The organism is Brevibacterium linens (assembly GCF_003999335.1).
GTDB classification, from domain to species: Bacteria; Actinomycetota; Actinomycetes; order Actinomycetales; family Brevibacteriaceae; genus Brevibacterium; species Brevibacterium linens.
Window position 1 is genome coordinate 1,470,352 of record NZ_CP026734.1, and the last position, 24,059, is coordinate 1,494,410.

The window sequence follows — 24,059 nt, forward strand, 5'->3', positions numbered from 1 at the left end:
TGACGAATGCTCGTTGATCATAGAGGTGAAACAGTGACTCAGGTCTCAATTTCGGACGTTGCAGAAGAGTGGAGGAAGCAGAGGGGACAGTCGGCTCCCGAGAACTTCCTCGAAGCGTACTATCCGCGGTTCGAAACAGGGGCCAACGACCCCGAGGCGTATGCGGCCGCGGCTGCCCGTCATTTCACGCTCGGCACCGAATACGACGGTCGCTCGCCGGCGATCGCCATCTACAATCCGAGTGTCGACTCGCCGGAATTCCGCGACAACCACACGGTCATCGCCATCGTGCTCGCCGATATGCCCCATCTCGTGTCCTCGATCGTCAGCGACCTCGCCGCCAACGGCAGAGCGATCCGCCGCGTCCATCACCCGATCATCACGGTCACCGGAACCGGCCCGGGGGAGAAGATCCTCTCTCCCGCCGAGGCTCCCGCGCTCAGTGCGGACACGGCGAGCATTCCGACGGTTTCCGAGGCTTCTGCCGACAGCACGGACGGTGCCCCGCAGCAGCAGTCCTGGATCCGCCTCGAGATCGACCGCATCTCAGAGGACGACTTCGACGCACTCGAAGAGAGCCTGCGCGGAGTACTGGACTATGTGGCCGCGGCGGCCCGCGACGCCCAGGCGATGGCCGCGAAGGCCAAGGACATCGCCGCCGAGCTGAGTGCACACCCGCCGCGTCCGGAACTGGCTTCCGAGGCCGAATCCGCCGCCGCCCTGCTCACCTGGCTCGACGGTCACTTCACCTTCCTCGGCTACCGCGAATACGACTACACCCACGACGCCGAGCACAGCAGCCTCGAACCGATCGAGGACACCTCGATGGGCATCTCGGCCCTGCGCCCCCTCGTGAAGTCACCGCTCAGCCGGGCCGTCGCCGACAAGGCCCTGGAACCGCATGTGCTGGTGCTGACGAAGGCGAACTCCCGTTCCCGTGTCATCCGCTCGTCCTTCATGGACTACATCGGCGTGAAGACCTTCGACGCCGACGGCGAGATCGTCGGCGAACGCCGCTTCGTCGGCGTGTTCAAACCCGAGTTCTACAACGACAGCGTCCTCAACATCCCCGTCATCAACCGCAAGGTCGCGAAGATCCTCTCGGCCAGCGGATTCCCCACCGGATCCCATTCGGCCAACGAGCTCCTCGGAGTCCTCGAGAACTACCCCCGCGAGGATCTGCTGCATGAGGACACCGAGGAGATCTACGACGTCGTCATGGAGATCGTCGACATGCAGCAGCGCCGGGAATCGCGTGTGTTCGTCCGCACCGACCCGTACCAGCGCTTCGTCTCGGTCATTCTCTATCTTCCGCGCGACCTCTACAACACCGACGCTCGTGTGCGCGTGCAGGAAGTGCTGCGCAGGTTCTACAACGCCGACAGCGTCGACTTCGATGTGCTGCTGAGCGAATCGGCGCTGGCCCGCATCCACTTCGTGGCCCGCGTCGCACGGGACTCCGAGCTGCCGCAGATCCGCGCCGATGAGGTCGAATCGCGCATCGTCGGAGCCGTGCGCTCCTGGTCAGAGGACGTCCACGCGTTCCTCGTTCCCGCCGAATCCGGCGACACCGGGGCCTCACATGCCCGGGCCGACCTGTGGTCGAAGTCGTTCCCTCCCAGCTACGGCGAACACCACACCCCCGCCGAGGCGGTCGCCGACGTCGGTCGGTTCGAGGCCCTCGAGGCCGGTGACGGTCCGGCAGTGCGCCTCTACCGTCCCGACCAGAACTCCGACGCCTCCGTCCGCCTCGTCCTCTACCGCCGAGACCGGGTCAGCCTGTCCGAGGTCCTGCCCTTCCTCACGGCCTTCGGCGCCGACGTCGTCGACGAACGTCCCCACGAGCTCGACCTCGCGGACGGAACGCATCGGTACATCTACGACTTCGGACTCAGCTTCTCCGAAGAGTTGGCCGATGACGACTACGACCGCATCGCCGAGGCCTTCATGGCCGGCTGGGAGGGCAAGAAGGAAGCGGGAGTCTTCGACCGCCTCGTCGTCGCCGGACTCTCCTGGAAGCATGTGACGATCATCCGCGCCCTGGGCAAATACCTGCGCCAGGCAGGCTTCACCTATTCCGACGCCTACGTCGGCGAGGTCTACAGCGACAATCCGCAGATCTCGAAGCTGCTCGTCGACTACTTCTCCGCCAAGTTCGATCCGGACGTCGACGATGCCGGACGCGAAACGGCGATGACCGAGCTCGACGACTCCATCGAGTCCTCGCTCAGCGAGGTCGCCAGCCTCGACGCCGACCGAGTGCTGCGCTCCTCACTCGAGCTGCTGCGGGCGACGCTGCGCACGAACTACTACATCGACGAATCCGGTGCCCTGCCGACGGCACTGGTGCTCAAGATCCGGCCCGACGAACTCAGCTTCGTACCGAAGCCGAAGCCGGCGCTCGAGATGTGGGTGTACTCCCCGCAGGTCGAAGGCGTGCACCTGCGTTTCGGCACCGTCGCGCGCGGCGGCCTGCGCTGGTCGGATCGTCGCGACGACTTCCGCACCGAGGTGCTCGGCCTCGTCAAGGCGCAGATGGTCAAGAACGCCCTCATCGTGCCCACCGGCGCCAAGGGCGGGTTCTTCCCCAAACAGCTGCCGTCGATGAGCGATCGGGACGCCTGGATGGCCGCCGGCCAGGCCGCCTACGAGGTGTTCATCGAAAGCATGCTCGAGGTCTCGGACAACCTCACCTACGGCACCGATGACTCCAGCGTCGTCGTCCATCCCGAGCGCGTCGTCCGCCACGACGGCGACGACTACTACCTCGTCGTCGCCGCGGACAAGGGCACGGCACGGTTCTCCGATGTGGCCAACGCGATCGCCGAACGCCGCGGATTCTGGCTCGGCGACGCCTTCGCCTCGGGAGGATCGGTCGGCTACGACCACAAGGCGATGGCCATCACCTCCCGGGGTGCGTGGAAGTCCGTTGAACGCCACTTCCGCGAACTCGGCCTCAACACCGCCGCCGAGGACTTCACAGTCGTGGGCATCGGCGATATGAGCGGCGACGTCTTCGGCAACGGAATGCTGCGCAGCGATCACATCTGTCTGGTCGCGGCCTTCGACCACCGGGACATCTTCCTCGATCCGCACCCCGACGCCGCACGCAGCTTCGTCGAGCGCCAGCGTCTGTTCGACCTGCCGCGCTCGAGTTGGCAGGACTACGACCGGGAGCTCATCTCCGCAGGCGGCGGAGTCTTCTCCCGCTCGGCGAAGTCGATCAACCTCAGCAGTGAGGCCGCCACGGTGCTCGGAGTCGAACCCGGAAAGCGCAGCCCGGCCGATCTCATGTCCGAGATCCTGGGGGCACCCGTCGACCTCGTCTACAACGGCGGAATCGGCACCTATATCAAGGCCTCGACCGAGAGCCATGCCGATGTCGGCGACAAGTCCAATGACGCGATCCGGATCGACGGCGCCGAGGTGCGGGCACGCGTGATCGGCGAGGGCGGCAACCTCGGTGTGACCCAGTTGGGGCGTGTCGAGGCTGCGCTGAGCGGCGTCGAGGTCAACACCGATGCCGTCGACAACTCTGCCGGCGTCGACAGCTCCGACCATGAGGTCAACATCAAGCTGCTCCTGCGCACGCTCGTGCACAAGGGGGCCTTCGCCGCCGAGGAGCGGGAACAGGTCCTGCACTCGTTCACCGACCAGGTCGCCGACCGCGTGTTGGCGAACAACTACTCGCAGAACGTCGTCCTCGGTGAGGCTCGGGCCCAGACCGAATCGATGTCGGGCACGTACGGTCGGATGCTGAACTATCTGGAGAAGAACGCCGACCTCGATCGTGCGGTCGAATTCCTGCCGAACGCCGAGGAACTGGCCAAACGCGAGTTCAGCTCCTACGTGTCACCCGAACTCGCCGTGCTCTTGGCCTATGTGAAGATGCACGCCGCCGATGAGGTCCTTGCGAGCACCGTGCCGGACGAGACGTGGATGCGTCGCGAACTCGTGTCCTACTTCCCGGAGGCCCTGCAGGAGAAGTACGGTGAGCTCATCCCCGAACACCCGCTGCACCGTGAGATCGCGACGGCGAAGCTCGTCAACCGGCTCGTCGACCGTGGCGGACTGACCTACATCTACCGGATGCTGGAAGAGACCCCGGCTTCGGTGCCGCAGATCGCACGCGTGTTCGTCGTGGTCTCCGAGATCTTCGGCCTCGACGACTTCTTCGACGCGGTGTGCGCGCTCGACAATCAGGTGCCGACCGAGGTGCAGGTGAAGCTCCAGCACGACTATGTGCGGCTGCTCGATCGGTCGTCGCGTTGGCTCGTGCAGCAGGCACCGGACAGTCTCGACGTCGATTCCGGCATCGAGATGTACGGCAAGGTCGTCGAGGCTCTGCGCTCCAGGGTTCCGGAACTCGTCGACGGCTACGATGCCGAGACCATGCGGGCGAAGGCCCAGAGCTACATCGACGAAGGTGTGCCGAGCGAACTCGCCTGGCGCTCGGCTGCTCTCCTCGACGAGTTCGTGCTGCTCGACATCACCCAGCTGGCTGCCCGGGCGAACGAATCCGCCGAGGATGTCGCCGAGGTCTACTACGCCGTGAACGAACGCTTCTCCGGTTCGCAGATCCTGACCCTCATCGGTGAGCTCGACCGCAGCGATCGGTGGTCGGCTCTGGCCCGCGGATCGATGCGTGACGACTACTACGCCGCGATCCTGTCGGTGACCGGAACGGTCTTGGCCGCCACGGATTCGCCGATCTCAGGAACCCCGGACGAGCGGGCGAAGCAGCGGCTGGCGGAATGGCTCGAACGCAACGAGACGGTCGTCGGCCGGGTGCTGGAGACGACGGAGACGATCCTCGGACTCGACACGGTCACGCAGGCACCGCTGTCGGTGCTGCTGCGCTCCCTGCGGTCGATGGTCCGCTCCTCGGCGTGGGAGAGCGAACACAACGGCTGACGCTGGTTCCGGTCGCGGCCGACCCCACGGTCGGCCGCGACCGGCGTGTCGGTCGTCGTCCGGACGGCACGGCCTCGGCGCGTGAGAACGCAGACCGATTCAGTGGTAGCGTCTGAACATCGACATCTCAGCAGATCCGCGGTTCTCCCGGGTCTGCTGATCTCACCTGGGAGGAACGTATCGTGCTCAACGAACTGCTGGCGGCCGAGGGCCTCACGGATGAGTCGGACGTCGAACACATCCATCTGCTCGTCGGGGACTGGCAGCTGCTGGCCGACCTCTCCTTCGCCGACCTCGTGCTGTGGGTGCCGTCGCCCAACGGCGCCTATACGGTGTTGGCCCATGCGCGATCGACGACCGGAGCGACACTGTTCAATCGGGACCTCATCGGAGCGCGAGCGACCGGTCTCGAGAAGGAGCTGCTCGACCGGGCCAGCAGCACCCGCAGCTATGTCACCCACGTCGCGGCAGCCCGAGAGATGGGAATCAGCGCCGGATCCTCCGGCGTCGATATCCTCGCCGAGGCGGTGCCGATCATCCGTGACGGTGAGGCCATGGCGCTCGTCGTCCGGTACTCCGAAGAGGTCCGGCGCAGAGGTTCGTCCCGGTTGGAGAAGTACTACCGGGAAACGGCGATGGCCCTGATGCGGATGATCGTGCAGGGAACGTTCCCCGACCGCGACGCCCCGTCCGGAGCTCGGCACGGCGAACCTCGAGTCGGTGACGGCATCTTCATCCTCGACCGCGATTCGCATGTGCAGTACGCGTCCCCGAACGCCGTATCGCTGATGCACCGGCTCGGCTACGGAGGAGAGATCGAAGGCAGCTACCTCTCGGCAGTGGTCTCGAACCTCAGCGCAGATCTGCGGCAGGTCGACGAGACCCTCCCGCTGGTGCTCACCGGACGGGCCCCGTGGCGGACCGAACTCGAAGTCGGGCGCACGAGTGTGTCCCTGCGCGCGATTCCCCTGACGGATGAGGGGGAGCGCACCGGTGCCATCGTGCTGGCCCGTGACGTCTCCGAGATCCGACGCCGCAAGCGGGAGCTGCTCTCGCGCGACGCGATGATCAAGGAGATGCACCACAGGGTGAAGAACAATCTGCAGACCGTCTCCGCACTGCTGCGGCTGCAGACCCGCCGGATCGACAGCCCCGAGGCCAAAGGCGCGCTGACCGAGGCGATGCGCCGCGTCTCGATCATCGCCGTGGTCCATGACGTGCTCAGCCAAGGCGTCGAATCCGAAGTGGACTTCGACGAAGTCGTCGACAAGGGGCTGCGTCTGACGCCCGAGCTGACCAGCCCGCTCGTGCACATCGAACTCAAACGCCGCGGAAGCTTCGGCACCATCTCCTCAGCCGATGCCACCTCCTTGGCCCTGGCCATCACGGAGCTGATCACGAACGCGATCGAACACGGATTCCCCACCGAGAACCTCGAGGGCCTGGAACCGGGGGAGACGCTCAACGGCCACGTGTGGGTGACTCCTGAGCGCAACGGCGACCATCTGAGTGTGACGATCGCCGATGACGGCATCGGGCTGGGGGAGACGCAGAACCCGGGCAACGGTCTGGGTACGCAGATCGTGCGCACCCTGGTCTCCGCCGATCTGGCCGGATCGATCCAATGGGAGGCACGCGAAGGCGGCGGAACCGTCGCCGTCCTCGATGTGCCGCTGCGCCCGGACTCCTACGACTGAGCCGCACACGACTGACTGAGCCGCACACGACTGAGTCCCTTGTCCCGACGGCGATCATTCGTCGTCGGGACAAGGGACTCAGTCTTCGATGAAGTGGTGCTGGGGGACTCGGTGCGGGTTTCGGCAGCTTCAGGGGACTGCCTCCCAGCTTGTCGGCGTCTCAGCCGGCGCGGCGGGCGCGAGCGGCGCGGCGCTTGAGAGCGCGACGTTCGTCTTCGCTCAGACCGCCCCAGACTCCGGCATCCTGACCGGACTCGAGGGCCCATTGCAGGCAGGTCTCTGCGACTTCACAGCGGCGACAGACAGTCTTTGCTTCCTCAATCTGGAGCAGCGCGGGTCCGGTGTTGCCGATCGGGAAGAAGAGCTCCGGATCCTCATTGAGGCATGCTGCACGGTGTCGCCAATCCATGGTGACCTTTCGACGAATTCAGTGAACGCGGTTGATCACACCCGAATTCCGGGCGTGCAACTCTCACAGTCAAGGTTCACATAACGCAATTGGGCGCACAAGGGTCCGGCAGTGTGAAATTTCTGACAAGAATTTTGACCATTGTCCTGCTATGAGGGCGATCGCGCAAATCGGTCCGCAATTCGTCCCTTCGCCCCTGGGGCGGCGTCTCCCCTTAGACTGTCAGGCACATGCAGACTGCAGATGAATGCAGACAGACATCTCGTGAACCGATGGAGGAATCATGACCAACGATCTCGCCGGCGCCCGCATCGTCTCCGTGGGCGGTCACACACCGCAGGTCGATCCGGACGCATTCGTCGCAGCCGGTGCCACCCTCGTCGGTGATGTGCATGTGAAGAAGGGAGCGAGCGTCTTCTACGGCTGTGTGCTGCGCGCCGAGGCCGCCCCGATCACGATCGGTCAGGACTCGAACGTCCAGGACAACACCGTCATGCACACCGACGCCGGCAAACCCGTCGTCATTGGTGCCCGGGTCTCCATCGGCCACCAAGCTCTCGTGCACGGTGCCGTCGTCGACGACGACGTGCTCATCGGAATGCACTCCACTGTGCTCAACGACGCCCATATCGGCAGCGAGTCCCTCATCGCCGCGGGCGCGGTCGTCCTCGAGGGTACACAGATTCCGGCACGGTCCCTGGTCGCCGGCGTTCCCGCGAAGGTGCGTCGGGAGATGACCGACGAAGGAGTGGAGAAGGTCCGGCAGAACGCCCAGTCCTATGTGCACCTGTCGACCCTGCACAAGGACACCGCCGAGGTGGTCGATCCGGGCTGACCGGACCGATCCCGAGTCGATCCGGCGGGGCCGTTCGCAAGCATCGTGGCGATTTGAGACAATCTGAGTGTGAACACTGAATTTGATTCCACTGCAGATCGCGTCGTCATCATCGGCGGCGGCCCCGGCGGCTACGAAGCCGCACTCGTCGCGGCTCAGCTCGGTGCCGACGTCATGCTCATCGAAGCGAATCGGTGTGGTGGTTCCGCCGTGCTCACCGATGTCGTGCCGTCGAAGTCGCTCATCGCCACTGCCGAGATGATGGATGAGATCGAGCGTTCCGGCGGGCTCGGAATCCGGATCGAGAACGCCGAGGACACCGCGTCCGATGATCGCCGAGTCACCGCCGACCTCGAAGCGGTCAACAAGCGCATCCTGTCGCTCGCCGACGCTCAGGCCAACGACATCTACGAAGGCCTCATCCGCGCCGGCGTCAAAGCCATTCAGGGCAAGGCGACTCTGGCTGGTCGCGACCAGGTCCATGTCGTCGAAGCCGGCGGCACCGAATACACTCTCGAGGCCTCGACGATCCTGCTCTCGGTGGGTGCCCATCCGCGTGAGCTGCCCACCGCGCAGCCCGACGGCGAGCGCATCCTCACCTGGACCCAGCTCTATGACCTCGACGAGCTGCCCGAGCACCTCATCGTCGTCGGCTCCGGTGTCACCGGCGCCGAGTTCGCGTCGGCCTACCGCGCCCTGGGCACCGAGGTGACCCTCGTGTCCTCGCGTGAGAAGGTGCTGCCCGGACAGGACGAGGATGCAGCCGATGTGCTCGAATTCGTCTTCCGCAACAAGGGGATGAACGTCCTCTCCCGCTCCCGTGCCGCCTCGGTGACCCGCACCGACGACGGAGTCGAAGTCGTGCTCGCCGACGGCCGCCGCGTCGAGGGATCCCACTGCCTCATGGCGGTCGGTTCGATTCCGAACACCGAAGGTCTCGGCCTGGAGAAAGCCGGTGTGCGGGTCAGCGAATCCGGACACATCGTCGTCGATGGGGTCTCGCGGACATCGCGGGCCGGGATCTATGCCGCCGGTGACTGCACCGGAGTGCTGCCGTTGGCCTCGGTGGCCGCGATGCAGGGCCGGATCGCCATGAACCACGCGCTCGGCGACGCGGTGCAGCCGCTCAAGCTGCGCAATGTCGCATCGAACGTGTTCACTGCGCCCGAGATCGCCACCGTGGGCTTCACTCAGCAGAACTACCGCGAGAACCCGACGGACATCGACACCGTGATGCTGCCGTTGGATACGAATCCGCGCGCCAAGATGCTCGGCATCGAGGACGGATTCGTCAAGATCTTCGCTCGACGCGGATCCGGCTCCATCCTCGGCGGTGTCGTCGTCGGACCCCGTGCCAGCGAGCTCATCCTGCCGATCACCATGGCCGTGGAGAACCGTCTGACCGTCGATCAGCTCTCCGCCTCCTTCGTCGTCTACCCATCGGTGAGCGGATCGCTGACCGAAGCGGCACGAAAGCTCCACCGCCACCTCTGAAGCCTCGAAACGGCGATCTCGGGAAAGTTCTGCTCCGCAGCTGTCGATCTTCTCGCTCCTCGACCGTCATGATGGTGTCAGGCCGCCCGGCATGACATGTGGAATGACGAAGGAGAACGACATGAAGTACGCACTTCTGCTGATGGGACGCACACAGGATCCTGACTGCGGTGAGGACGGCGGAGCGGATCCGGCCGAGTTCATGGCATTCGACCAGGAGATCAGCGAGGCCGGGGTCGTCGTCGGCGGCTTCGCCCTCGAAGGGCCCGAATTCGGTGTCCGCGTGAGTGGATCCGGAAGCGAGTCCCTTGTGACTTCGGGTCCGTTCGCCGAATCGAACGAATTCGTCGGCGGCAGCTACGTCATCGACGTCGCCGATATCGACGAGGCGATCGCCTGGGCGAAGAAGAGCCCCGCCGCGAAGACCGGACACATCGAGATCCGTCCGGTGGCCGACTACTGATGGACCCTGACCCCGATTCGGCCGCCCGTATCCTCAGCGCCATCGGCGAGGAGGACTACGGGCGGCTGCTCGCGGCGCTGGTCACCCGGTTCCGGGACTTCGACCTCGCCGAGGAGGCCCTCCACGACGCCGTGCTGCGCGCGGTCGAGACGTGGCCGGGCAGGGGAGTGCCCGAACGACCCCAGGCGTGGCTGATGGCCACGGCGAAGAACCGCGCCATCGATCTCATCCGCGCCGACGATGTGCGCACCAGACACCTCGCCCGCCTGCGCATCGAGGACGAGCTGCGGCCAGGTGACCACGACGACCACGCGGAGCGCCTCGGCGAGGAGGTGGACACGGCGGACCTGCCCGACGACCGTCTCGGCCTGTTCTTCACCTGCTCCCACCCGACCCTGCGCGAGGACGAATGCATCGTGCTCGTCCTGCGCTTCCTCTCGGGACTGACCACTGCCGAGGTGGCTGCCGGGTTCCTCATCGAGACCGCGACGATGCAGCAGCGGATCGTCCGCGCCAAGCAGCGGATCCGCAAGACCGGGATTCCCTTCGGCCGCCCTGCGCCTGCTGAGCTCGGCGACCGGCTGCCCGGAGTGCTGCGCGTCCTCTCCCTCATCTTCACCCAGGGCATCAACGCCACTGCAGGACGCGAACATACTCGAGTCGATCTGCAGCTCGAAGCCATCCGCCTGACCCGACTGCTCGTCGGATATCTGCCCGAGCAGACCGAAGCACGCGGTCTGCTGGCCCTGCTCCTGCTCACCCGAGCCCGTGATCGCGCACGGGTGACCGAGGACGCTCGGCCGGTGCCGCTGGCCGATCAGGACCGCAGCCGGTGGGACTCCCGCCTCATCGCCGAAGGCACGGGGATCGTCGGAGCGGCCGCCGGGGAACCGGGGGCCGGGGCCTTCACCATCCAGGCGGCGATCGCTGCCCTGCACGCCGACGCGGCGACGTTCGCCGATACGGACTGGAAGCAGATCCTCGTGCTCTACCGGATGCTTGCCGACCTCGACCCGCCGCCGGTCGTGGCTCTCAACACCGCGATCGCCCTCGGGCAGGTCTCGGGCCCCGAAGCGGCCATGAGCGCTCTGGACGAACTGGCCGATGATCCGCGGCTGCTGCGGCACAGACCCTTCCACATCGCCAGAGCCATCACGCTCGACGAACTCGGCCGCACGGCCGAAGCCTCGGATGCCTATGCCACCGGGCTGGAGTGCCCCGGAAACGATGCCGAATCCGAATACATCACTGCCCGGATCACCGATCTTCAGCGGTGACCCGGGCAGGGACTGGTGGACGCAGGACTCCGGCGTTCGGGTGAGGCGAACGCCGGAGTCGATGTTCCTCAGGCGGCGAAGCGGATGATCGCCTCACCGGACTTCACCGAGGCACCTGCGTCGACGAGCACCTCGGAGACGGTGCCGGAGTGACCGGCCTTGAGAGGCTGCTCCATCTTCATCGCCTCGATGACGGCAAGGGTGTCACCGACTTCGACGGTGTCACCGGGATTGACGGCGATGGAGATGATGGTGCCCTGCATGGGAGCGTTGAGCGCGTTCGAATCGTCGGCGAGCTTCGCACCCTTGCGGCTGCTCAGCCCGCGTTTGCGCCGTGGCACGCTGGGGCTGGGAACATGACCGAGGTCCGAGATGACGTCCTTGGGGACCGACACGGTCATCCGACGGCCATCGACCTCGACCACAACACTGAAGCTGTCGGTTGCAGTACTCATCTGTTCTCCTAGCGGTGGATCGACAAGCGGATTGACGAAAGCGGTTTCGAGCCAGTTGGTCCAGACCTTGAAATCGGTCGCGAAGGACGGTTCGTCCACGAGCACCCGGTGCAGCGGCAGCAGTGTCGAGACGCCCTCGATGCGGTATTCGGACAGCGCCCGACGTGCTCGTGCCAGGGCCTCGTCACGGGTGGCGCCGGTGACGACGAGTTTGGCCAGCATCGGGTCGAAGTCCGTGCCGACGACGCTGCCTTCGCCGATGCCGGAGTCCAGCCGCACGCCTGGGCCCGACGGCGCACGGTAGTTCTTCACCGCGCCGGTGGCGGGGAAGAACGTGGTCGGGTCCTCGGCGTTGATGCGGAACTGGAAGGAGTGTCCGCGCACGGCGGGGAACTCATCCGGCAGGGTCTCACCCGAGGCGATGCGCACCTGCCAGCCGACGAGGTCGACTCCGGTGACCTCCTCGGTGACGGTGTGTTCGACCTGGATGCGTGCATTGGCTTCCATGAAGATGATCGTGCCGTCCTCTCCGAGGAGGAACTCGCACGTCGCGGCGCCGACGTAGCCGACGTGGGCGAGCAGACGAGCCGAGGCTGCGGAGACGATGCGCTCCTGTTCGGCGGTGAGGAACGGGGCGGGCGCCTCTTCGATGATCTTCTGGTTGCGACGCTGCAGAGTGCAGTCGCGTGTGGACACGACCCGCACATTGCCGTGGGCATCGGCCAGGCACTGGGTCTCGAGGTGGCGGGGGCGCACGATCTGTTTCTCGATGAGGCACTCACCGCGGCCGAAGGCGCTCTGGGCCTCGCGGGTCGCCGCAGTGTAGGCGGCTTCGAGGTCCTCGGCGGCAGAACAGGCGCGAAAACCGCGTCCGCCTCCGCCGTGGACGGCCTTGACGACGACGGGGAACCCGATCCGGTCGGCCACTTCGGCGGCTTCGGCCAGATCGGCCACGGCACCGTCGGAACCGGGAGCGACCGGAGCGTCGACAGCCTCGGCGACGGCCCGGGCTCCGGACTTGTCACCGAGGAGCTCGATCGCTGCCGGGGGAGGACCGACCCAGATAAGCCCGGCATCGATGACGGCCTGGGCGAACTGCGCGTTCTCGGCCATATAGCCGTAGCCGGGATGGACGGCATCGGCGCCGGAGCGCTTGGCCAGGGCGAGGATCTTCTCGATGTCGAGATACGTCTCCCCGGCTCCGGATCCGTCCAGCAGCCACGCATCGTCGGCGAGTTCGACGAAATCGGCATCGGAATCGGCACGGGTGTACACGGCGACGGCCTTGATGCCGAGGTCGTGGGCGGCCCGGATGATGCGCAGAGCGATCTCACCGCGGTTGGCGATGAGGACCCGGCGGACGGCCCCGGTCGGAACAGTGGTGCTCAGAACCGAGGTCGTGGAGTCGGAGAGGACTGTGGTCATGGTGCTCCTTTGTATGATCACAGAATAATTTAGAGAACAGCACCAAGGGTTTGTAGGACAGCGATAAAAAATTGGGACGAGAACTTCAATGTCCTCGGGCGTGTCATCGAACTCGTCTCGAGTCTACCGCTGGAGAGTCCACAGATCGGGCCAGAACAGGCCCATATCGGTGACCAGTTCGCGTACGACGGGCAGGCTGAGTCCGAGGACGGTGAGATGGTCGCCGTCGAGCCGGTCGACGAAGGCGCCGCCGAATCCGTCGATCGTCAGCGCCCCGGCCACATGAAAGGGCTCTTCGGTGGCGATGTACGCCTCGAGCTCCTCCGGGCCGGGTGAGCCGATGAGCACCGAGGTGGCCAACCGCTGAGAGCGCAGTGCGCTGAGTTCGAAGGCCTTCGGGTCGGTTCGATCGGCGCGATCAGTGCTGTCGCGGCGGTCGTCAGCTCCCGCCCGCCCGGCAGTGCCGTTCGCTTGCGGAGTCCGGATGAGGACGGCGACGGTATGCCCCGAGTGCAGCGTCGTCCATTGACCGGCGATCGCCGACCACACTTCGCGAGTGCGGTCGGCCGTTCCCGGTTTGCCGATGGCCCGGCCGTCGAATTCGAGCAGGGAGTCGCCGGCGATGACGACTACGGTGTCCGCGTCCTCGAGCGCCGGGGGAGCGGAACCGATGATCCGGTCGATGACCGCGCGGGCCTTCGCTTCCGAGAGAGCCGTGGTGAGATCGCCGACGGAACCGGAGAATTCGTCTTCGATAGCGCGTTCGTCGACCTCGGAGACGATGATGACCGGGTCGATCCCGCCGGCTCGGAGGATCTGGCGTCGAGAGGGAGACTGGGAAGCGAGGACCACAGGGATCACGAGACGGCCTCCGAGTGATTCGGGACCGGGTCGGCCCTGACGTCCTCTGTCACCGCTGATCCTTCGGCAGCTGACTGAGCCTCGGCGCCGGGGACCAGTTCGTGACGGCGGGCGGTTTCGCCCTTCTCCGGGATATCGAGGCTGCGGTCGACGACGACCGGGGCTGCGATGCGCTCGGCGATCGCCGACAGCAGGGTCGAGGACAGCTGTGCATAGCCGAGTTCGCTGGGGAATCGTCCCGAGTCGTTGAGCAGAGACCGGCGTGTCGTTCCGCTCAGTGATCCCGTCGACCGCAGCGGAACCGCACGTGCGGCCAGCGCTGCCAGCCATTGGGAACCGGCGAGGACCCGTGAGGTCCGCCGCAGCGACGTCTTGAGCGGATCGCGCAGCCCCGGCAGACCGCCGAGGTTGGGACAGACGAGGACGAACACGGTGTAGCGGCCCTCGCGCTGGAGCCTGTTGATGGCCTGGTTGAGCACGGGAACGCCGATGGTCGCCTGGATCGGGTGGATGATGTCTCCGGTGCCGATCGAGATGATCGCGAACCGGCGGTCTTCTGTCCAGTGGTCCGAGAGCTGTCGAGAGAGCCACGGCGAGCGCAGAACCTCGTCGACCTGCCGATGCAGATCATCCGACAGCGCCGAGGGGCGAGCCGTGGTCTGGACCCGCACAGTGGTGCCGAGCATCCGCGCCAGTCCGCGGCCGATGAGAGTCGGTGGCGCCTGCTCGGGGTCGACGTCGACCCCGCAGAGCCACGAATCGCCGATGATGGCCAGGGCGGCGGAGTCGTCATCGTCGTTGTGTCGGGGAGCGGCGATCGCCTCGGCGAAGGTGGAGAAGCGGCGATTCTTGTCGTCGTCGAAGGAGCGGCGCAGCGATCCTGCCTGGTGGCGGAGCAGCCCCGCAGCCGAGGCACCGGCGCCGACGACGGTCGCTCCCATGGTCGCCAGCGTATAGATCAAGCGTCTTCCCACTGTTTCCCTCCTCCGGCGTCATCATTGCACCTTTGTCAGTGCTTCAACAACTATTGTTGGACCATGACGGAAAACGATCAGCAGCAACCTCCGAACCGATTCCGTGGGGCGTGGGAGGCGTTCCGGAGGGGACGCGGATCCTCGCGTTCCCGGTCCGAATCCGAGCCGACCCCGTCGCAGGCCGTCAGTGCCGAAGAGATCGCACTCAGTCGAATCGAAGCCCAGGCCAAACCGTATGTGGCTCCGGGTCTCAAGCTCGCTGCTGCGTGGTCGTGGCGGTCGATCGTCGTACTCGTGGCGATCGGCGTGGCCCTGTGGCTCCTGTCGAAGATCTCCAGCGTCGTGCTGCCCGTGCTCATCGCTCTGCTGTTGGCCGCTCTGCTCGCTCCGCTGACCGGGTGGCTGAAGAAGAAGCGTGTACCGCGCGGCGGGGCCGCTGCGATCTCCTTCATCGGTTTCATCGTCATCGTGCTCGGGCTCTTCGGCCTCGTCGGTCAGCAGATCTATTCCGGCATGCCCGATCTCGTCAGACAGGTCATCGCCGGTGTGTCCGGAATCAGCGGCTGGCTGGCCACGAGTCCCTTCGGCATCGACGCCTCGACGATCTCGAGCTATATCGACGAGGCGATCAAGACCGCGACGAGCTTCTTCCAGACCAACAGCAGCCAGCTTCTCGGCGGTGCCCTGGAGGCCACCTCCTCGGTGGGCACCTTCCTCACCGGGATGGCCGTCTGCCTGTTCGCGACGTTCTTCTTCCTCTACGACGGGGAGAACATTTTCAGATGGGTCATGAACCTGCTGCCGGTCCCGGCGCGTCCTGTCGCCACGGGTGCGGCTCGGCGCGGGTGGACGACCCTCGTGCAGTATGTGCGGGTCCAGATCCTCGTCGCCGCCGTCGACGCGATCGGCATCGGCATCGGCGCTGCGTTCCTCGGGATCCCCCTGGTCATTCCCATGACCGTGCTCGTATTCCTCACCTCGTTCGTCCCCGTCGTCGGCGCCATCGCCTCCGGGGCGGTCGCCGTACTCGTCGCTCTGGTCTCGAACGGACTGGTCAGCGCGGTGATCATGTTGGCCGTGGTCATTGCGGTCCAGCAGATCGAAAGCCAGGTCCTCCAGCCTTTCCTGATGGGCAAGGCCGTGTCCGTCCACCCGCTGGCCGTGATCCTCGCGGTCACCGGAGGCGGTTTCCTCTTCGGCATCGTCGGTGCCCTCTTCGCCGTTCCCCTGGTGGCGGTGCTCAACAGCGTCGTCGGCTACATCGTGCGCACGAACGCCGGTGACTCCGAGGCCGCAGAGGATGACCCGAAGCGAGATCCGGACGAGCGGGAGGCCGCCGCTGTCCTGGAGACCGCGAAGGAACGGCTCACCGACGCCGTCCGCGAATCCGCGGAAGACGAACGCGCATCAGGCTCCGAACCGACCGATTCGGGCGAATCTGGGACGACCGGTTCGGCCGAGCCCGGACGATCGAAGAACGCCCCCGATGACTGAGTCTCGGGCCAGGATGAGTCTCGGGCCAGGATGATCCGGCAGGTCGCGTCCGAACGGCGATCCGACGAGGATCTTCTGAGCGGAGTGCCGACGAGGATCCTCTGAGCCGGAGTGCATACAGAAGTGGGCGGGTGCGATCGCACCCGCCCACTTCTGTCTGTTCTGTCTGTCGATGATCAGCCGGTGAAAGCCTCGACGGAATCGACCTTGACCTCGATGGTCTTGCCGTTCGGAGCCTCGTATGAGGTCGTGTCTCCGGCCTTGACGCCGAGGACAGCCGCTCCGAGCGGAGACTTCTCCGAGAAGACGTCGATATCGGAGTCCCCGGCGATCTCGCGGTTGCCTAGCAGGAACCGCATGCTGTTGCCGGCGACGGTCGCAGTGACGACGGTTCCGGGGGCCACGGTCTTGCCGTCGCTGTCGTTCGAGCCGACCTTGGCGTTGCGCAGCAGCACCTCGAGCTGGCGGATGCGAGCTTCCTGCTTGCCCTGCTCATCACGTGCTGCGTGATAACCGCTGTTCTCCTTCAAGTCACCCTCGTCGCGGGCGGCTTCGATCTTCTCAGCAATCTCTGCACGACCCGGTCCGGAGAGATGCTCGAGTTCCTTCGACAGGCGGTCAAAGGCTTCCTGGGTCAACCATGTCTCTTCCTGGGTGACTTCCTCGGTCATGACTTCTCCTTCTTCGGTCGGTGCACTGACGGGCGTGTCAGGCAACGAAAAAACCGGGCGTATGGGCACGCCCGGAAGTTGAATGAAACTACAGTGTAACGCATCTGCAGAGAAAAACGATGAGTTCGATCACGTTGCCTGCCGCGAGTCGGAACTTCGCGGCCGCAAGCGGCGTCCTCGTGGGAGAACTATTCGAACCAGCAGGAGTCCGCGTGACCGGAGGCAGCCAGCTGAGTCGTCGCCAGGTCGACGTCGACGCGTTTCGGCGCATTCGGATCGGCGTTCGGATCGGCGGGAACGGTCACCTCGGTGAAGCCGACGATCGCTTCGTGCTCGTTCGTGGCTTGGACGATGCAGTGCACGTCGCGTTCCTGATCCGGAAATATTCCGACGCTGACGTGCGTTGACGAGTCGTCGACAACCGAATATTCAAGAGTGCGCGGTGTCGTGGGATTCGTCTGCGGACGGAAGGCCCAGACAGCGATGACCGCGACCACAGCGGCGAGGACGACGACGGCGATGACCTTCGCTCGACGGCTCAGCTCTCGCGTGGGTCTGCTGGTCCGGCCGTAGCGATCATCATGCAGTGGTGGTGCCACTGTTACCTCAGTCATTGAATTCCTCATTAAGTACTTCGCGCACTAATCTAGAGTAGTCGATCCTCTGCCGGCGATCATGTCAGCCGCAGCGCCGGCAGGAGGTGGCCACCAGGCTGAATCGAAAGGGACATTTAGGATATGACTTCGCTTCCGTACCATGGGCTGCGCCTGTTGGCCGTCCATGCCCACCCCGACGACGAATCCTCCAAGGGTGCGGCAACGACCGCGAAGTACGCGTCTCTGGGTGCCCGGGTGCTCATCGCCACGATGACCGGTGGTGAAGCCGGCGACATCCTCAACCCCGCCCTGCTGCAGAGCCCGAAGGCCAGCCGCGATATCGCCGGTCTCCGTCGTGAGGAGATGGCGACGGCCGCCGCCGCTCTCGGCGCCGAACATGTCTGGGTCGGGCACGTCGACTCGGGGCTGCCCGACGGTGATTTCGACAACCAGACACCTCCCGGATGCTTCTATCGGGTCCCCGATGAGGTCGCGATGCTGCCCCTGGTGCACATCATCCGCACCTTCCGCCCGCAGGTGGTGACCACCTATGACGAGCTCGGCGGATATCCTCACCCCGACCACATCAAGAACCATGCCGTGACCATGGCTGCCGTCGAGGCCGCCGCGGATGCGACCTCCCACCCCGAGCTCGGTGAGCCGTGGCAGGTGCAGAAGATCTACTTCAATCAGGACCTGTCGGCGAAGAAGTGGATCACCATCCACGAGAAGATGCTCGAAGCGGGACTCGACTCCCCGTTCGCCGACCACCTCGAGGATTTCAAGAAGCGCGACAACCAACGCCGCAACTGGCTGAGCACCCGCATCGACTGCTCCGAGTTCTTCTCTGCGCGCGATCGGGCGCTTCTCTCCCATGCCACTCAGATCGACCCCGAGGGCGGCTTCTTCTCCGCTTCTCGCAAGGCCGCTCGCACATACTGGCCGACCGAAGAATTCGAACTGGCCCTCGACCTCACCGGCCGGGAACCGCTGAACCGGGATCTCGACTTCCAGGAGACCGATCTGTTCGCCGGCGTGACCTTCGACGACGGTCGTCGCGTTCCCGATGAGGGGATGCTCCCGGACTCACCGGCCGACGACCTCGACGCCGAAGCAGCCGTCCCGACCGAAAGCGATGCCCGAGCATGATATTCGCGTCCTCTCCGACCCCGACCCCGGACGGAGGCGCACCGGACCCGGATCTGGTGACTCCCGGAACGATCGGCTTCCTGGCCACGCTCGTCATCGTCATCCTGACGATCTTCCTCATCCGGGACGCTCTGCGTCGTGTCCGTCGGGTGCGGGCCCGATCGGGTGCGAATGATGCCTACCCGATCCCGCTGCGCAGGCATGTGGTGCCCAACCAGTCGACGCTCTCAGGTCCGGAGGCACCCGAACCGGAGACCGGTGAGCGCGACACCGACGCAGCCGCCGATACCGGACCATCTGATGCGCATCGCCGAGGCGACGCGACGGAGGAGCCGATCGATTCCTCCGAATCCTCCGACGAACGGAATGGACGAGCCTGAGGCTCTGAGGTCCTGTGCCCACGCAATCGGCGCGATCACCGATCGGTGATCGCGCCGATTGCGTCCGTGCGGACTCAGCTGGAGGGCGGAGAGCCGGGGCAGACGGACAGGCCGTCCGGACTCGGCCGAATGAGGGTCAGTAGGCGGCGACGGCGGCGATGATGAGCGCGGCGAGATGGCAGCCGTAGCCGAGGATCGTGAGGATATGGAAGATCTCATGGAAGCCGAGCCACTTCGGTGAGGGGTTCGGCCGCTTGATCCCGTAGATCACGGCACCGGCGATATAGCACACACCGCCGAGGACGACGAGGAGGCCGACGGCGAAGTTCGTCGCCCAGATCTGAGGGATGTATCCGACTCCGGCGACCCCGAACCCGACGTAGATGGGCACGAAGAGCCACCTCGGCGCGGTGGTGAAGATCGTACGGAAGGCCACTCCGAGTGCGGCGGCGCCCCAGAGCACGGACAGCAGGAGGATCGCCTGGTCGGCGGTGAGCATCAGCACGGCCAGCGGAGTGTACGTGCCGGCGGTGATGAGGAAGATGTTCGCATGGTCGAGTCGCCGCAGAACCAGGCGGGCACGGGTGCGCCAGCGGCCCCGGTGGTAGACGGCGGAGGTGCCGAAGAGCAGCATGCCGGTGACGGCGAAGACTGCGGCGGCGATACGCGATTCGATCGTCGGGGAGATGATCACCAACGCCAGACCGCCGAGCATCGCCAGAGGGAATGCACCGGCGTGGAACCAGCCGCGCAGCTTCGGCTTGACCTGACCCGCCAGTTTCGTCAGTTCGGCTCGCAGGGCCGAGCGGCGACGCGCGATGCGGTGGTCATCGGCGGGTGGCGCAGCATCCGCACCTGCTGAACCGACGGGCCAGGAGCCGTCGGGGACGACTGGAGAGGAATCGGTGAGCGAAGCGTTCATGGGTCCATAGTAGCCAGCGCGCCTGAGGCCGCGTTCAGCATCGTCGGCTAGTAGTCTTAGACAGTGTTCGAGCCGACCGACGACCCAGATGGAGGAGGACAGCTGTGGCGCGACCCGTGAACCTGCTCTATCGGCTGTACGAGCGACGGCTCAAGCGTGAGCTCGACAAGTCGGTTCCGGTTCCGCGGCACGTCGGGGTCATCACCGACGGCAATCGCCGGTGGGCGAAGGAATTCGGGGCCACGACCGCAGACGGGCACCGGGCCGGAGCGGCGAAGATCGTCGAATTCCTCGGTTGGTGTCACGAGATCGACGTGGAGATCGTCACTCTCTACGTTCTGTCCAAGGAGAACCTCGCCCGTTCGGCCGAAGAGGTGTCGATCCTCATCGAGATCATCTCGGACCTGGTGGAGAAGATCGCAGCGCTCGACGGCGTCGGCGTCCAGCTCGTCGGTGATCTCGAGATCGTTCCAGCGGATCTGCGGGCCCGCTTGGAAGCCGTGACGACCACCGCGGACTGCGGCATGCGAGTCAATGTCGCCGTCGGCTACGGCGGTCGGCAGGAGATCGTCAACGCGGTGAAGTCCCTGCTGCGGACTCGGGCCGACGACGGCACGGATCTCGAGTCCATCATCTCCGAGCTGTCTCCCGAGCAGATCGGCGAACACCTCTACACCAAGGGCCAGCCCGATCCCGACCTCATCATCCGCTCGTCGGGAGAGCAGCGACTCTCCGGCTTCCTCATGTGGCAGAGCGCCTACTCGGAGTTCTATTTCTGCGAAGCCTACTGGCCGGACTTCCGCCGCACGGATTTCCTCCGTGCCGTGCGTGACTACGGTCTGCGGCAGCGTCGCTTCGGCAAATAGGGCCTGCCGGCGGCCCGCGCGGATCTGAAGCTGTATGACGGTGGAATCCCGCATTCACTCGAAGTTCATGACCTCGACTTGCCCGAACACGCGTGCCGCTGCCGTCTGCGGGGACGAACCGGGTTAGGTTGACTGTAGTTGGTCGACACCAACCCGAGATCGGGGGATGTCAGAACCGGATCTCGGCGGAACTCACGCCTCAGAGGTCCTCATGGCTGAAAAAGTCCACACCTACGTTCTCGACACCTCGGTGCTGCTGTCCGATCCCGGAGCGCTGCTGCGCTTCGCCGAACATCACGTCGTCATTCCACTCATCGTCGTCTCCGAGCTCGAGGGCAAACGCAATCATCCCGAACTCGGCTTCACGGCTCGCAAAGCACTGCACATCCTCGACGACTTCCGTTCCGACTACGACCGATTGGATCAGCCCATCCCGGTCGGCGATGCGGGCGGAACGCTGCGGGTTGAGCTCAATCACATCGACGCCTCCACGATGCCGGTCGGCTTCGACCGGTCGGAGAACGACACCCGCATCCTGGCCGTGGCCCGCAACCTCTCGGCCGAAGGCTGTGATGTCGTCGTCGTGACCAAGGACGTGCCGATGCGGGTGAAGGCGTCGGCCCTGGGTCTGCACGCGGAGGAGTACCTGGCGGAGCTGGCCGTCGACTCCGGGTTCACCGGAATGAGCGAGCTCGGACTCGACGACGAGCAGATGAGCGAATTCTACGATTCGGGATCGGTCGTCACCGAGGAGGTCTCCGACGAGGTGGTCAACACCGGTGTCGTCATCACCTCACCGCGCGGATCCGGTCTGGGACGGGTGCGCACCGGCAATCGCGTGTCGATGGTGCGCGGGGACCGTGACATCTTCGGCGTCCACGGCCGATCGGCAGAACAGCGGATCGCCATCGACATGCTGCTCGACGACGCTCTGGGAATCGTGTCGATGGGAGGGCGAGCCGGAACGGGGAAGTCCGCGCTGGCCCTCATGGCCGGTCTGCAGAAGGTGCTCGAGGAGAACAAGCACTCGAAGATCATGGTCTTCCGCCCCCTCTATGCCGTCGGCGGGCAGAACCTCGGCTACCTGCCCGGCAGCGAGGGGGAGAAGATGAATCCCTGGGCGGAGGCCGTGTTCGACACCCTCAGCGCGCTGGTGAGCAAGAACGTCATCGACGAGGTGGTCAACAGAGAGATCCTCGAGGTGCTGCCGCTCACGCACATCCGAGGACGGTCGCTCCACGACGCATTCGTCATCGTCGATGAGGCGCAGTCGTTGGAGCGCAATGTTCTGCTCACCGTGCTCTCACGCATCGGGATGAACTCGAAGGTGGTGCTCACCCACGATGTCGCCCAGCGCGACAACCTGCGAGTCGGCAGGCACGACGGAGTCGCTGCGGTGATCGAGAAGCTCAAGGGCCACGAACTGTTCGCTCATGTCACGCTGACACGGTCCGAGAGGTCGGAGATCGCGGCTCTGGTCACCGATGTCCTCGAGGAGTTCGACCCGTTCCGGTCGTGAGCCTCTGCTCCGGTCGCCGACCGCTCACGTTACCGCCGGTGTATCGCGCTGTGCGGTGAGCGGTCGACGCTGGGGTGAGCGGTCGACGGGGCTCGAAAGGAGCCGCCGACACGACACGGCGCCCGGACGATACCGTCCGGGCGCCGTCTCGATCTGTCAGACCGGAGACCTACTTGTAGCTGCCGATCATCGTGGTGACGTCGAGGGCCTTGTCGAGGTCGGCTTCGGTGATGGAGCCGTTCTCGACGAAGCCGAGCGCGATCGTTGCTTCCTTGACCGTCATCTTCTCGGCCACGGCATGCTTGGCGATCTTCGCCGCGGCCTCGTAGCCGATGACCTTGTTCAGCGGAGTGACGATGGAGGGGCTCGCCTCGGCGAGGAAGCGGGCACGCTCCTCATTGGCGGTGAGACCGTCGATCATCTTCTCGGCCATGACGGTCGAGGCGTTCGCGAGCAGGCGGATCGACTCGAGCAGGTTCGACGCCATGACGGGGATGCCGACGTTGAGTTCGAACGCGCCGTTGGTCGACGACAGCGACACCGCGGCGTCGTTGCCGATGACCTGAGCGGCGACCTGAATGGTGGCCTCGCAGATGACCGGGTTGACCTTGCCGGGCATGATCGACGAACCGGGCTGGAGATCGGGGATGGCGATCTCGCCGAGGCCGGTGTTCGGTCCCGAACCCATCCAGCGCAGATCGTTGCAGATCTTCATGTAGCCGTAGGCGATGGTCCGCAGCTGGCCGGAGGCCTCGACGAGCCCGTCGCGGTTGGCCTGCGCCTCGAAGTGGTTGCGTGCCTCGGTGATCGGCAGTCCGGTCTCCTCGGCGAGGATCTCGACCACGCGGGAGGAGAAGCCGTCGGGGGTGTTGATGCCGGTGCCCACAGCGGTTCCGCCCTGCGGGACCTCTGCCACGCGCGGCAGGGAAGCCTCGATGCGCTCGATTCCGTAGCGGACCTGAGCTGCGTAGCCGCCGAACTCCTGACCGAGCGTCACCGGAGTGGCATCCATGAGGTGGGTGCGGCCGGACTTGACGACGGAGGCGAACTCCTTCGCCTTCTTCTCCAGAGAGGTCGCCAGGGTGTCCATGGCCGGGATGAGGGTGTTGACCAGGGCCTTGGTCACGGCCAGGTGCACCGAGGTGGGGAAGACGTCGTTCGACGACTGCGAGGCGTTGACGTGGTCGTTCGGGTGGACGTTGATTCCGTCAGCTTCGAGCGCCTTCGTCGCCAGCGAGGCCAGAACCTCGTTGGTGTTCATGTTCGATGAGGTTCCCGAACCGGTCTGGAACACGTCGATGGGGAAGTGGGCGTCGAACTCACCGGAGATCACCTGATCGGCGGCGTTCTGGATGGCTGTGGCACGGGCTTCGTCGAGCACGCCGAGTTCGGCGTTGGCCTTGGCAGCCGCCTTCTTCACCTGTGCCAATGCGGAGATGTGAGCGGATTCGAGGGTTTTGCCCGAGATCGGGAAGTTCTCGACGGCACGCTGGGTCTGTGCGCTGTAGAGGGCGTCCTTGGGGACTTTGACCTCACCCATGGTGTCGTGTTCGATGCGGAATTCTTCGGTCATTGTTGTCCTTTCCGTTGGGTGCCGGGGAAATGATTGCGGAGTTCAGGGTCGTTGAGAGCCTGCACGGCTGACCACCGAGGCGGCT

At 65.3% G+C, this 24,059-nt stretch carries 19 protein-coding genes; 11 read left to right on the top strand and 8 right to left on the bottom strand.

From position 1 onward, the window contains the following. The first annotated feature begins 33 nt into the window (after positions 1 to 33). Together CXR29_RS06510 and CXR29_RS06515 are read left to right on the top strand one after the other, a co-directional pair. On the top strand, positions 34 to 4,914 hold the full coding sequence (locus tag CXR29_RS06510; protein ID WP_241241623.1) for an NAD-glutamate dehydrogenase: 4,881 nt from the start codon (positions 34 to 36) through the stop codon (positions 4,912 to 4,914). A 182-nt stretch (positions 4,915 to 5,096) separates the two neighbouring features. Continuing rightward, positions 5,097 to 6,611, top strand: a complete 1,515-nt coding sequence (locus CXR29_RS06515; RefSeq protein ID WP_101555271.1) for a sensor histidine kinase — start codon at positions 5,097 to 5,099, stop codon at positions 6,609 to 6,611. Positions 6,612 to 6,771: 160 nt separating this feature from the next. On the opposite strand, the gene CXR29_RS06520 is transcribed toward CXR29_RS06515, so the two are convergent. Beyond that, positions 6,772 to 7,020: a WhiB family transcriptional regulator gene (locus CXR29_RS06520; protein ID WP_009374875.1), complete on the bottom strand. Its 249-nt coding sequence runs from the start codon at positions 7,018 to 7,020 to the stop codon at positions 6,772 to 6,774. A 283-nt stretch (positions 7,021 to 7,303) separates the two neighbouring features. On the opposite strand from CXR29_RS06520, the gene CXR29_RS06525 reads away from it, so the two are divergent. The 4 genes from CXR29_RS06525 (at position 7,304) to CXR29_RS06540 (ending at position 11,089) form a co-directional block, all read left to right on the top strand. Beyond that, a complete protein-coding gene (locus CXR29_RS06525) occupies positions 7,304 to 7,855 on the top strand; it encodes a gamma carbonic anhydrase family protein (protein WP_025778083.1) in 552 nt (183 codons plus the stop codon). A 69-nt stretch (positions 7,856 to 7,924) separates the two neighbouring features. After that, positions 7,925 to 9,349, top strand: a complete 1,425-nt coding sequence (locus tag CXR29_RS06530) for an NAD(P)H-quinone dehydrogenase (protein WP_127364180.1) — start codon at positions 7,925 to 7,927, stop codon at positions 9,347 to 9,349. A 121-nt stretch (positions 9,350 to 9,470) separates the two neighbouring features. After that, complete coding sequence (locus CXR29_RS06535) at positions 9,471 to 9,812, top strand: YciI family protein (RefSeq protein WP_101555303.1); 342 nt, start codon at positions 9,471 to 9,473, stop codon at positions 9,810 to 9,812. After that, a complete protein-coding gene (locus CXR29_RS06540; RefSeq protein WP_127364181.1) occupies positions 9,812 to 11,089 on the top strand; it encodes an RNA polymerase sigma factor in 1,278 nt (425 codons plus the stop codon). Before CXR29_RS06535 ends, CXR29_RS06540 begins: the two co-directional genes overlap by 1 nt. Positions 11,090 to 11,157: 68 nt before the next feature. Here the strand turns inward: CXR29_RS06540 and CXR29_RS06545 are convergent, their stop codons facing one another. From CXR29_RS06545 to CXR29_RS06555, 3 genes are all read right to left on the bottom strand, one after another. Beyond that, positions 11,158 to 12,969: an acetyl/propionyl/methylcrotonyl-CoA carboxylase subunit alpha gene (locus tag CXR29_RS06545; protein ID WP_101555275.1), complete on the bottom strand. Its 1,812-nt coding sequence runs from the start codon at positions 12,967 to 12,969 to the stop codon at positions 11,158 to 11,160. Between the two features lie 123 nt (positions 12,970 to 13,092). After that, a complete protein-coding gene (locus CXR29_RS06550) occupies positions 13,093 to 13,830 on the bottom strand; it encodes a Maf family protein (protein ID WP_127364182.1) in 738 nt (245 codons plus the stop codon). Then, positions 13,827 to 14,804 (bottom strand): SGNH/GDSL hydrolase family protein, encoded by a 978-nt coding sequence (locus CXR29_RS06555; protein ID WP_240812102.1) that lies wholly within the window; start codon positions 14,802 to 14,804, stop codon positions 13,827 to 13,829. The genes CXR29_RS06550 and CXR29_RS06555 overlap by 4 nt, the downstream gene beginning before the upstream one ends. A 63-nt stretch (positions 14,805 to 14,867) precedes the next feature. On the opposite strand from CXR29_RS06555, the gene CXR29_RS06560 reads away from it, so the two are divergent. Continuing rightward, positions 14,868 to 16,298 (top strand): AI-2E family transporter, encoded by a 1,431-nt coding sequence (locus tag CXR29_RS06560; RefSeq protein WP_127364183.1) that lies wholly within the window; start codon positions 14,868 to 14,870, stop codon positions 16,296 to 16,298. A 176-nt stretch (positions 16,299 to 16,474) separates the two neighbouring features. Here the strand turns inward: CXR29_RS06560 and greA are convergent, their stop codons facing one another. Beyond that, entirely contained in the window at positions 16,475 to 16,969 is a 495-nt protein-coding gene (greA, locus tag CXR29_RS06565) for a transcription elongation factor GreA (RefSeq protein ID WP_025778091.1), read from the bottom strand. A 188-nt stretch (positions 16,970 to 17,157) separates the two neighbouring features. Then, positions 17,158 to 17,583, bottom strand: coding sequence for a DUF4307 domain-containing protein (locus CXR29_RS06570; protein WP_101555278.1), 426 nt, complete (start codon positions 17,581 to 17,583; stop codon positions 17,158 to 17,160). A 123-nt stretch (positions 17,584 to 17,706) separates the two neighbouring features. On the opposite strand from CXR29_RS06570, the gene mca reads away from it, so the two are divergent. Then, positions 17,707 to 18,714, top strand: coding sequence for a mycothiol conjugate amidase Mca (gene mca / locus CXR29_RS06575; protein WP_101555279.1), 1,008 nt, complete (start codon positions 17,707 to 17,709; stop codon positions 18,712 to 18,714). Then, the gene (locus CXR29_RS17615) at positions 18,711 to 19,094 is read left to right on the top strand and encodes a hypothetical protein (RefSeq protein WP_241241624.1); all 384 of its coding nucleotides are present in this window, start codon (positions 18,711 to 18,713) and stop codon (positions 19,092 to 19,094) included. The genes mca and CXR29_RS17615 overlap by 4 nt, the downstream gene beginning before the upstream one ends. Positions 19,095 to 19,230: 136 nt before the next feature. On the opposite strand, the gene trhA is transcribed toward CXR29_RS17615, so the two are convergent. Further along, the gene (gene trhA, locus CXR29_RS06585; RefSeq protein ID WP_101555280.1) at positions 19,231 to 20,016 is read right to left on the bottom strand and encodes a PAQR family membrane homeostasis protein TrhA; all 786 of its coding nucleotides are present in this window, start codon (positions 20,014 to 20,016) and stop codon (positions 19,231 to 19,233) included. A 104-nt stretch (positions 20,017 to 20,120) separates the two neighbouring features. Between trhA and CXR29_RS06590 the strand changes: the two genes are divergently transcribed. Together CXR29_RS06590 and CXR29_RS06595 are read left to right on the top strand one after the other, a co-directional pair. After that, on the top strand, positions 20,121 to 20,882 hold the full coding sequence (locus CXR29_RS06590; protein WP_101555281.1) for an isoprenyl transferase: 762 nt from the start codon (positions 20,121 to 20,123) through the stop codon (positions 20,880 to 20,882). Positions 20,883 to 21,093: 211 nt separating this feature from the next. Continuing rightward, positions 21,094 to 22,401 (top strand): PhoH family protein, encoded by a 1,308-nt coding sequence (locus CXR29_RS06595; protein WP_025778097.1) that lies wholly within the window; start codon positions 21,094 to 21,096, stop codon positions 22,399 to 22,401. A gap of 169 nt (positions 22,402 to 22,570) precedes the next feature. Here CXR29_RS06595 and CXR29_RS06600 read toward each other — a convergent pair whose 3' ends face one another. Beyond that, the gene (locus CXR29_RS06600) at positions 22,571 to 23,974 is read right to left on the bottom strand and encodes a class II fumarate hydratase (RefSeq protein WP_127364184.1); all 1,404 of its coding nucleotides are present in this window, start codon (positions 23,972 to 23,974) and stop codon (positions 22,571 to 22,573) included. Positions 23,975 to 24,059 lie beyond the last annotated feature (85 nt).

Excerpts from the sequence above, each read along its gene's own strand:
- CXR29_RS06535 (WP_101555303.1), top strand. The coding sequence starts at position 9,471 with ATGAAGTACGCACTTCTGCTGATGGGACGCACACAGGATCCTGACTGC.
- greA (WP_025778091.1), bottom strand. The coding sequence starts at position 16,969 with ATGACCGAGGAAGTCACCCAGGAAGAGACATGGTTGACCCAGGAAGCC.
- mca (WP_101555279.1), top strand. The coding sequence starts at position 17,707 with ATGACTTCGCTTCCGTACCATGGGCTGCGCCTGTTGGCCGTCCATGCC.
- CXR29_RS06600 (WP_127364184.1), bottom strand. The coding sequence starts at position 23,974 with ATGACCGAAGAATTCCGCATCGAACACGACACCATGGGTGAGGTCAAA.
- CXR29_RS06540 (WP_127364181.1), top strand. The coding sequence starts at position 9,812 with ATGGACCCTGACCCCGATTCGGCCGCCCGTATCCTCAGCGCCATCGGC.
- CXR29_RS06595 (WP_025778097.1), top strand. The coding sequence starts at position 21,094 with ATGGCTGAAAAAGTCCACACCTACGTTCTCGACACCTCGGTGCTGCTG.
- CXR29_RS06545 (WP_101555275.1), bottom strand. The coding sequence starts at position 12,969 with ATGACCACAGTCCTCTCCGACTCCACGACCTCGGTTCTGAGCACCACT.
- CXR29_RS17615 (WP_241241624.1), top strand. The coding sequence starts at position 18,711 with ATGATATTCGCGTCCTCTCCGACCCCGACCCCGGACGGAGGCGCACCG.
- CXR29_RS06520 (WP_009374875.1), bottom strand. The coding sequence starts at position 7,020 with ATGGATTGGCGACACCGTGCAGCATGCCTCAATGAGGATCCGGAGCTC.
- CXR29_RS06570 (WP_101555278.1), bottom strand. The coding sequence starts at position 17,583 with ATGACTGAGGTAACAGTGGCACCACCACTGCATGATGATCGCTACGGC.
- CXR29_RS06525 (WP_025778083.1), top strand. The coding sequence starts at position 7,304 with ATGACCAACGATCTCGCCGGCGCCCGCATCGTCTCCGTGGGCGGTCAC.
- CXR29_RS06560 (WP_127364183.1), top strand. The coding sequence starts at position 14,868 with ATGACGGAAAACGATCAGCAGCAACCTCCGAACCGATTCCGTGGGGCG.
- trhA (WP_101555280.1), bottom strand. The coding sequence starts at position 20,016 with ATGAACGCTTCGCTCACCGATTCCTCTCCAGTCGTCCCCGACGGCTCC.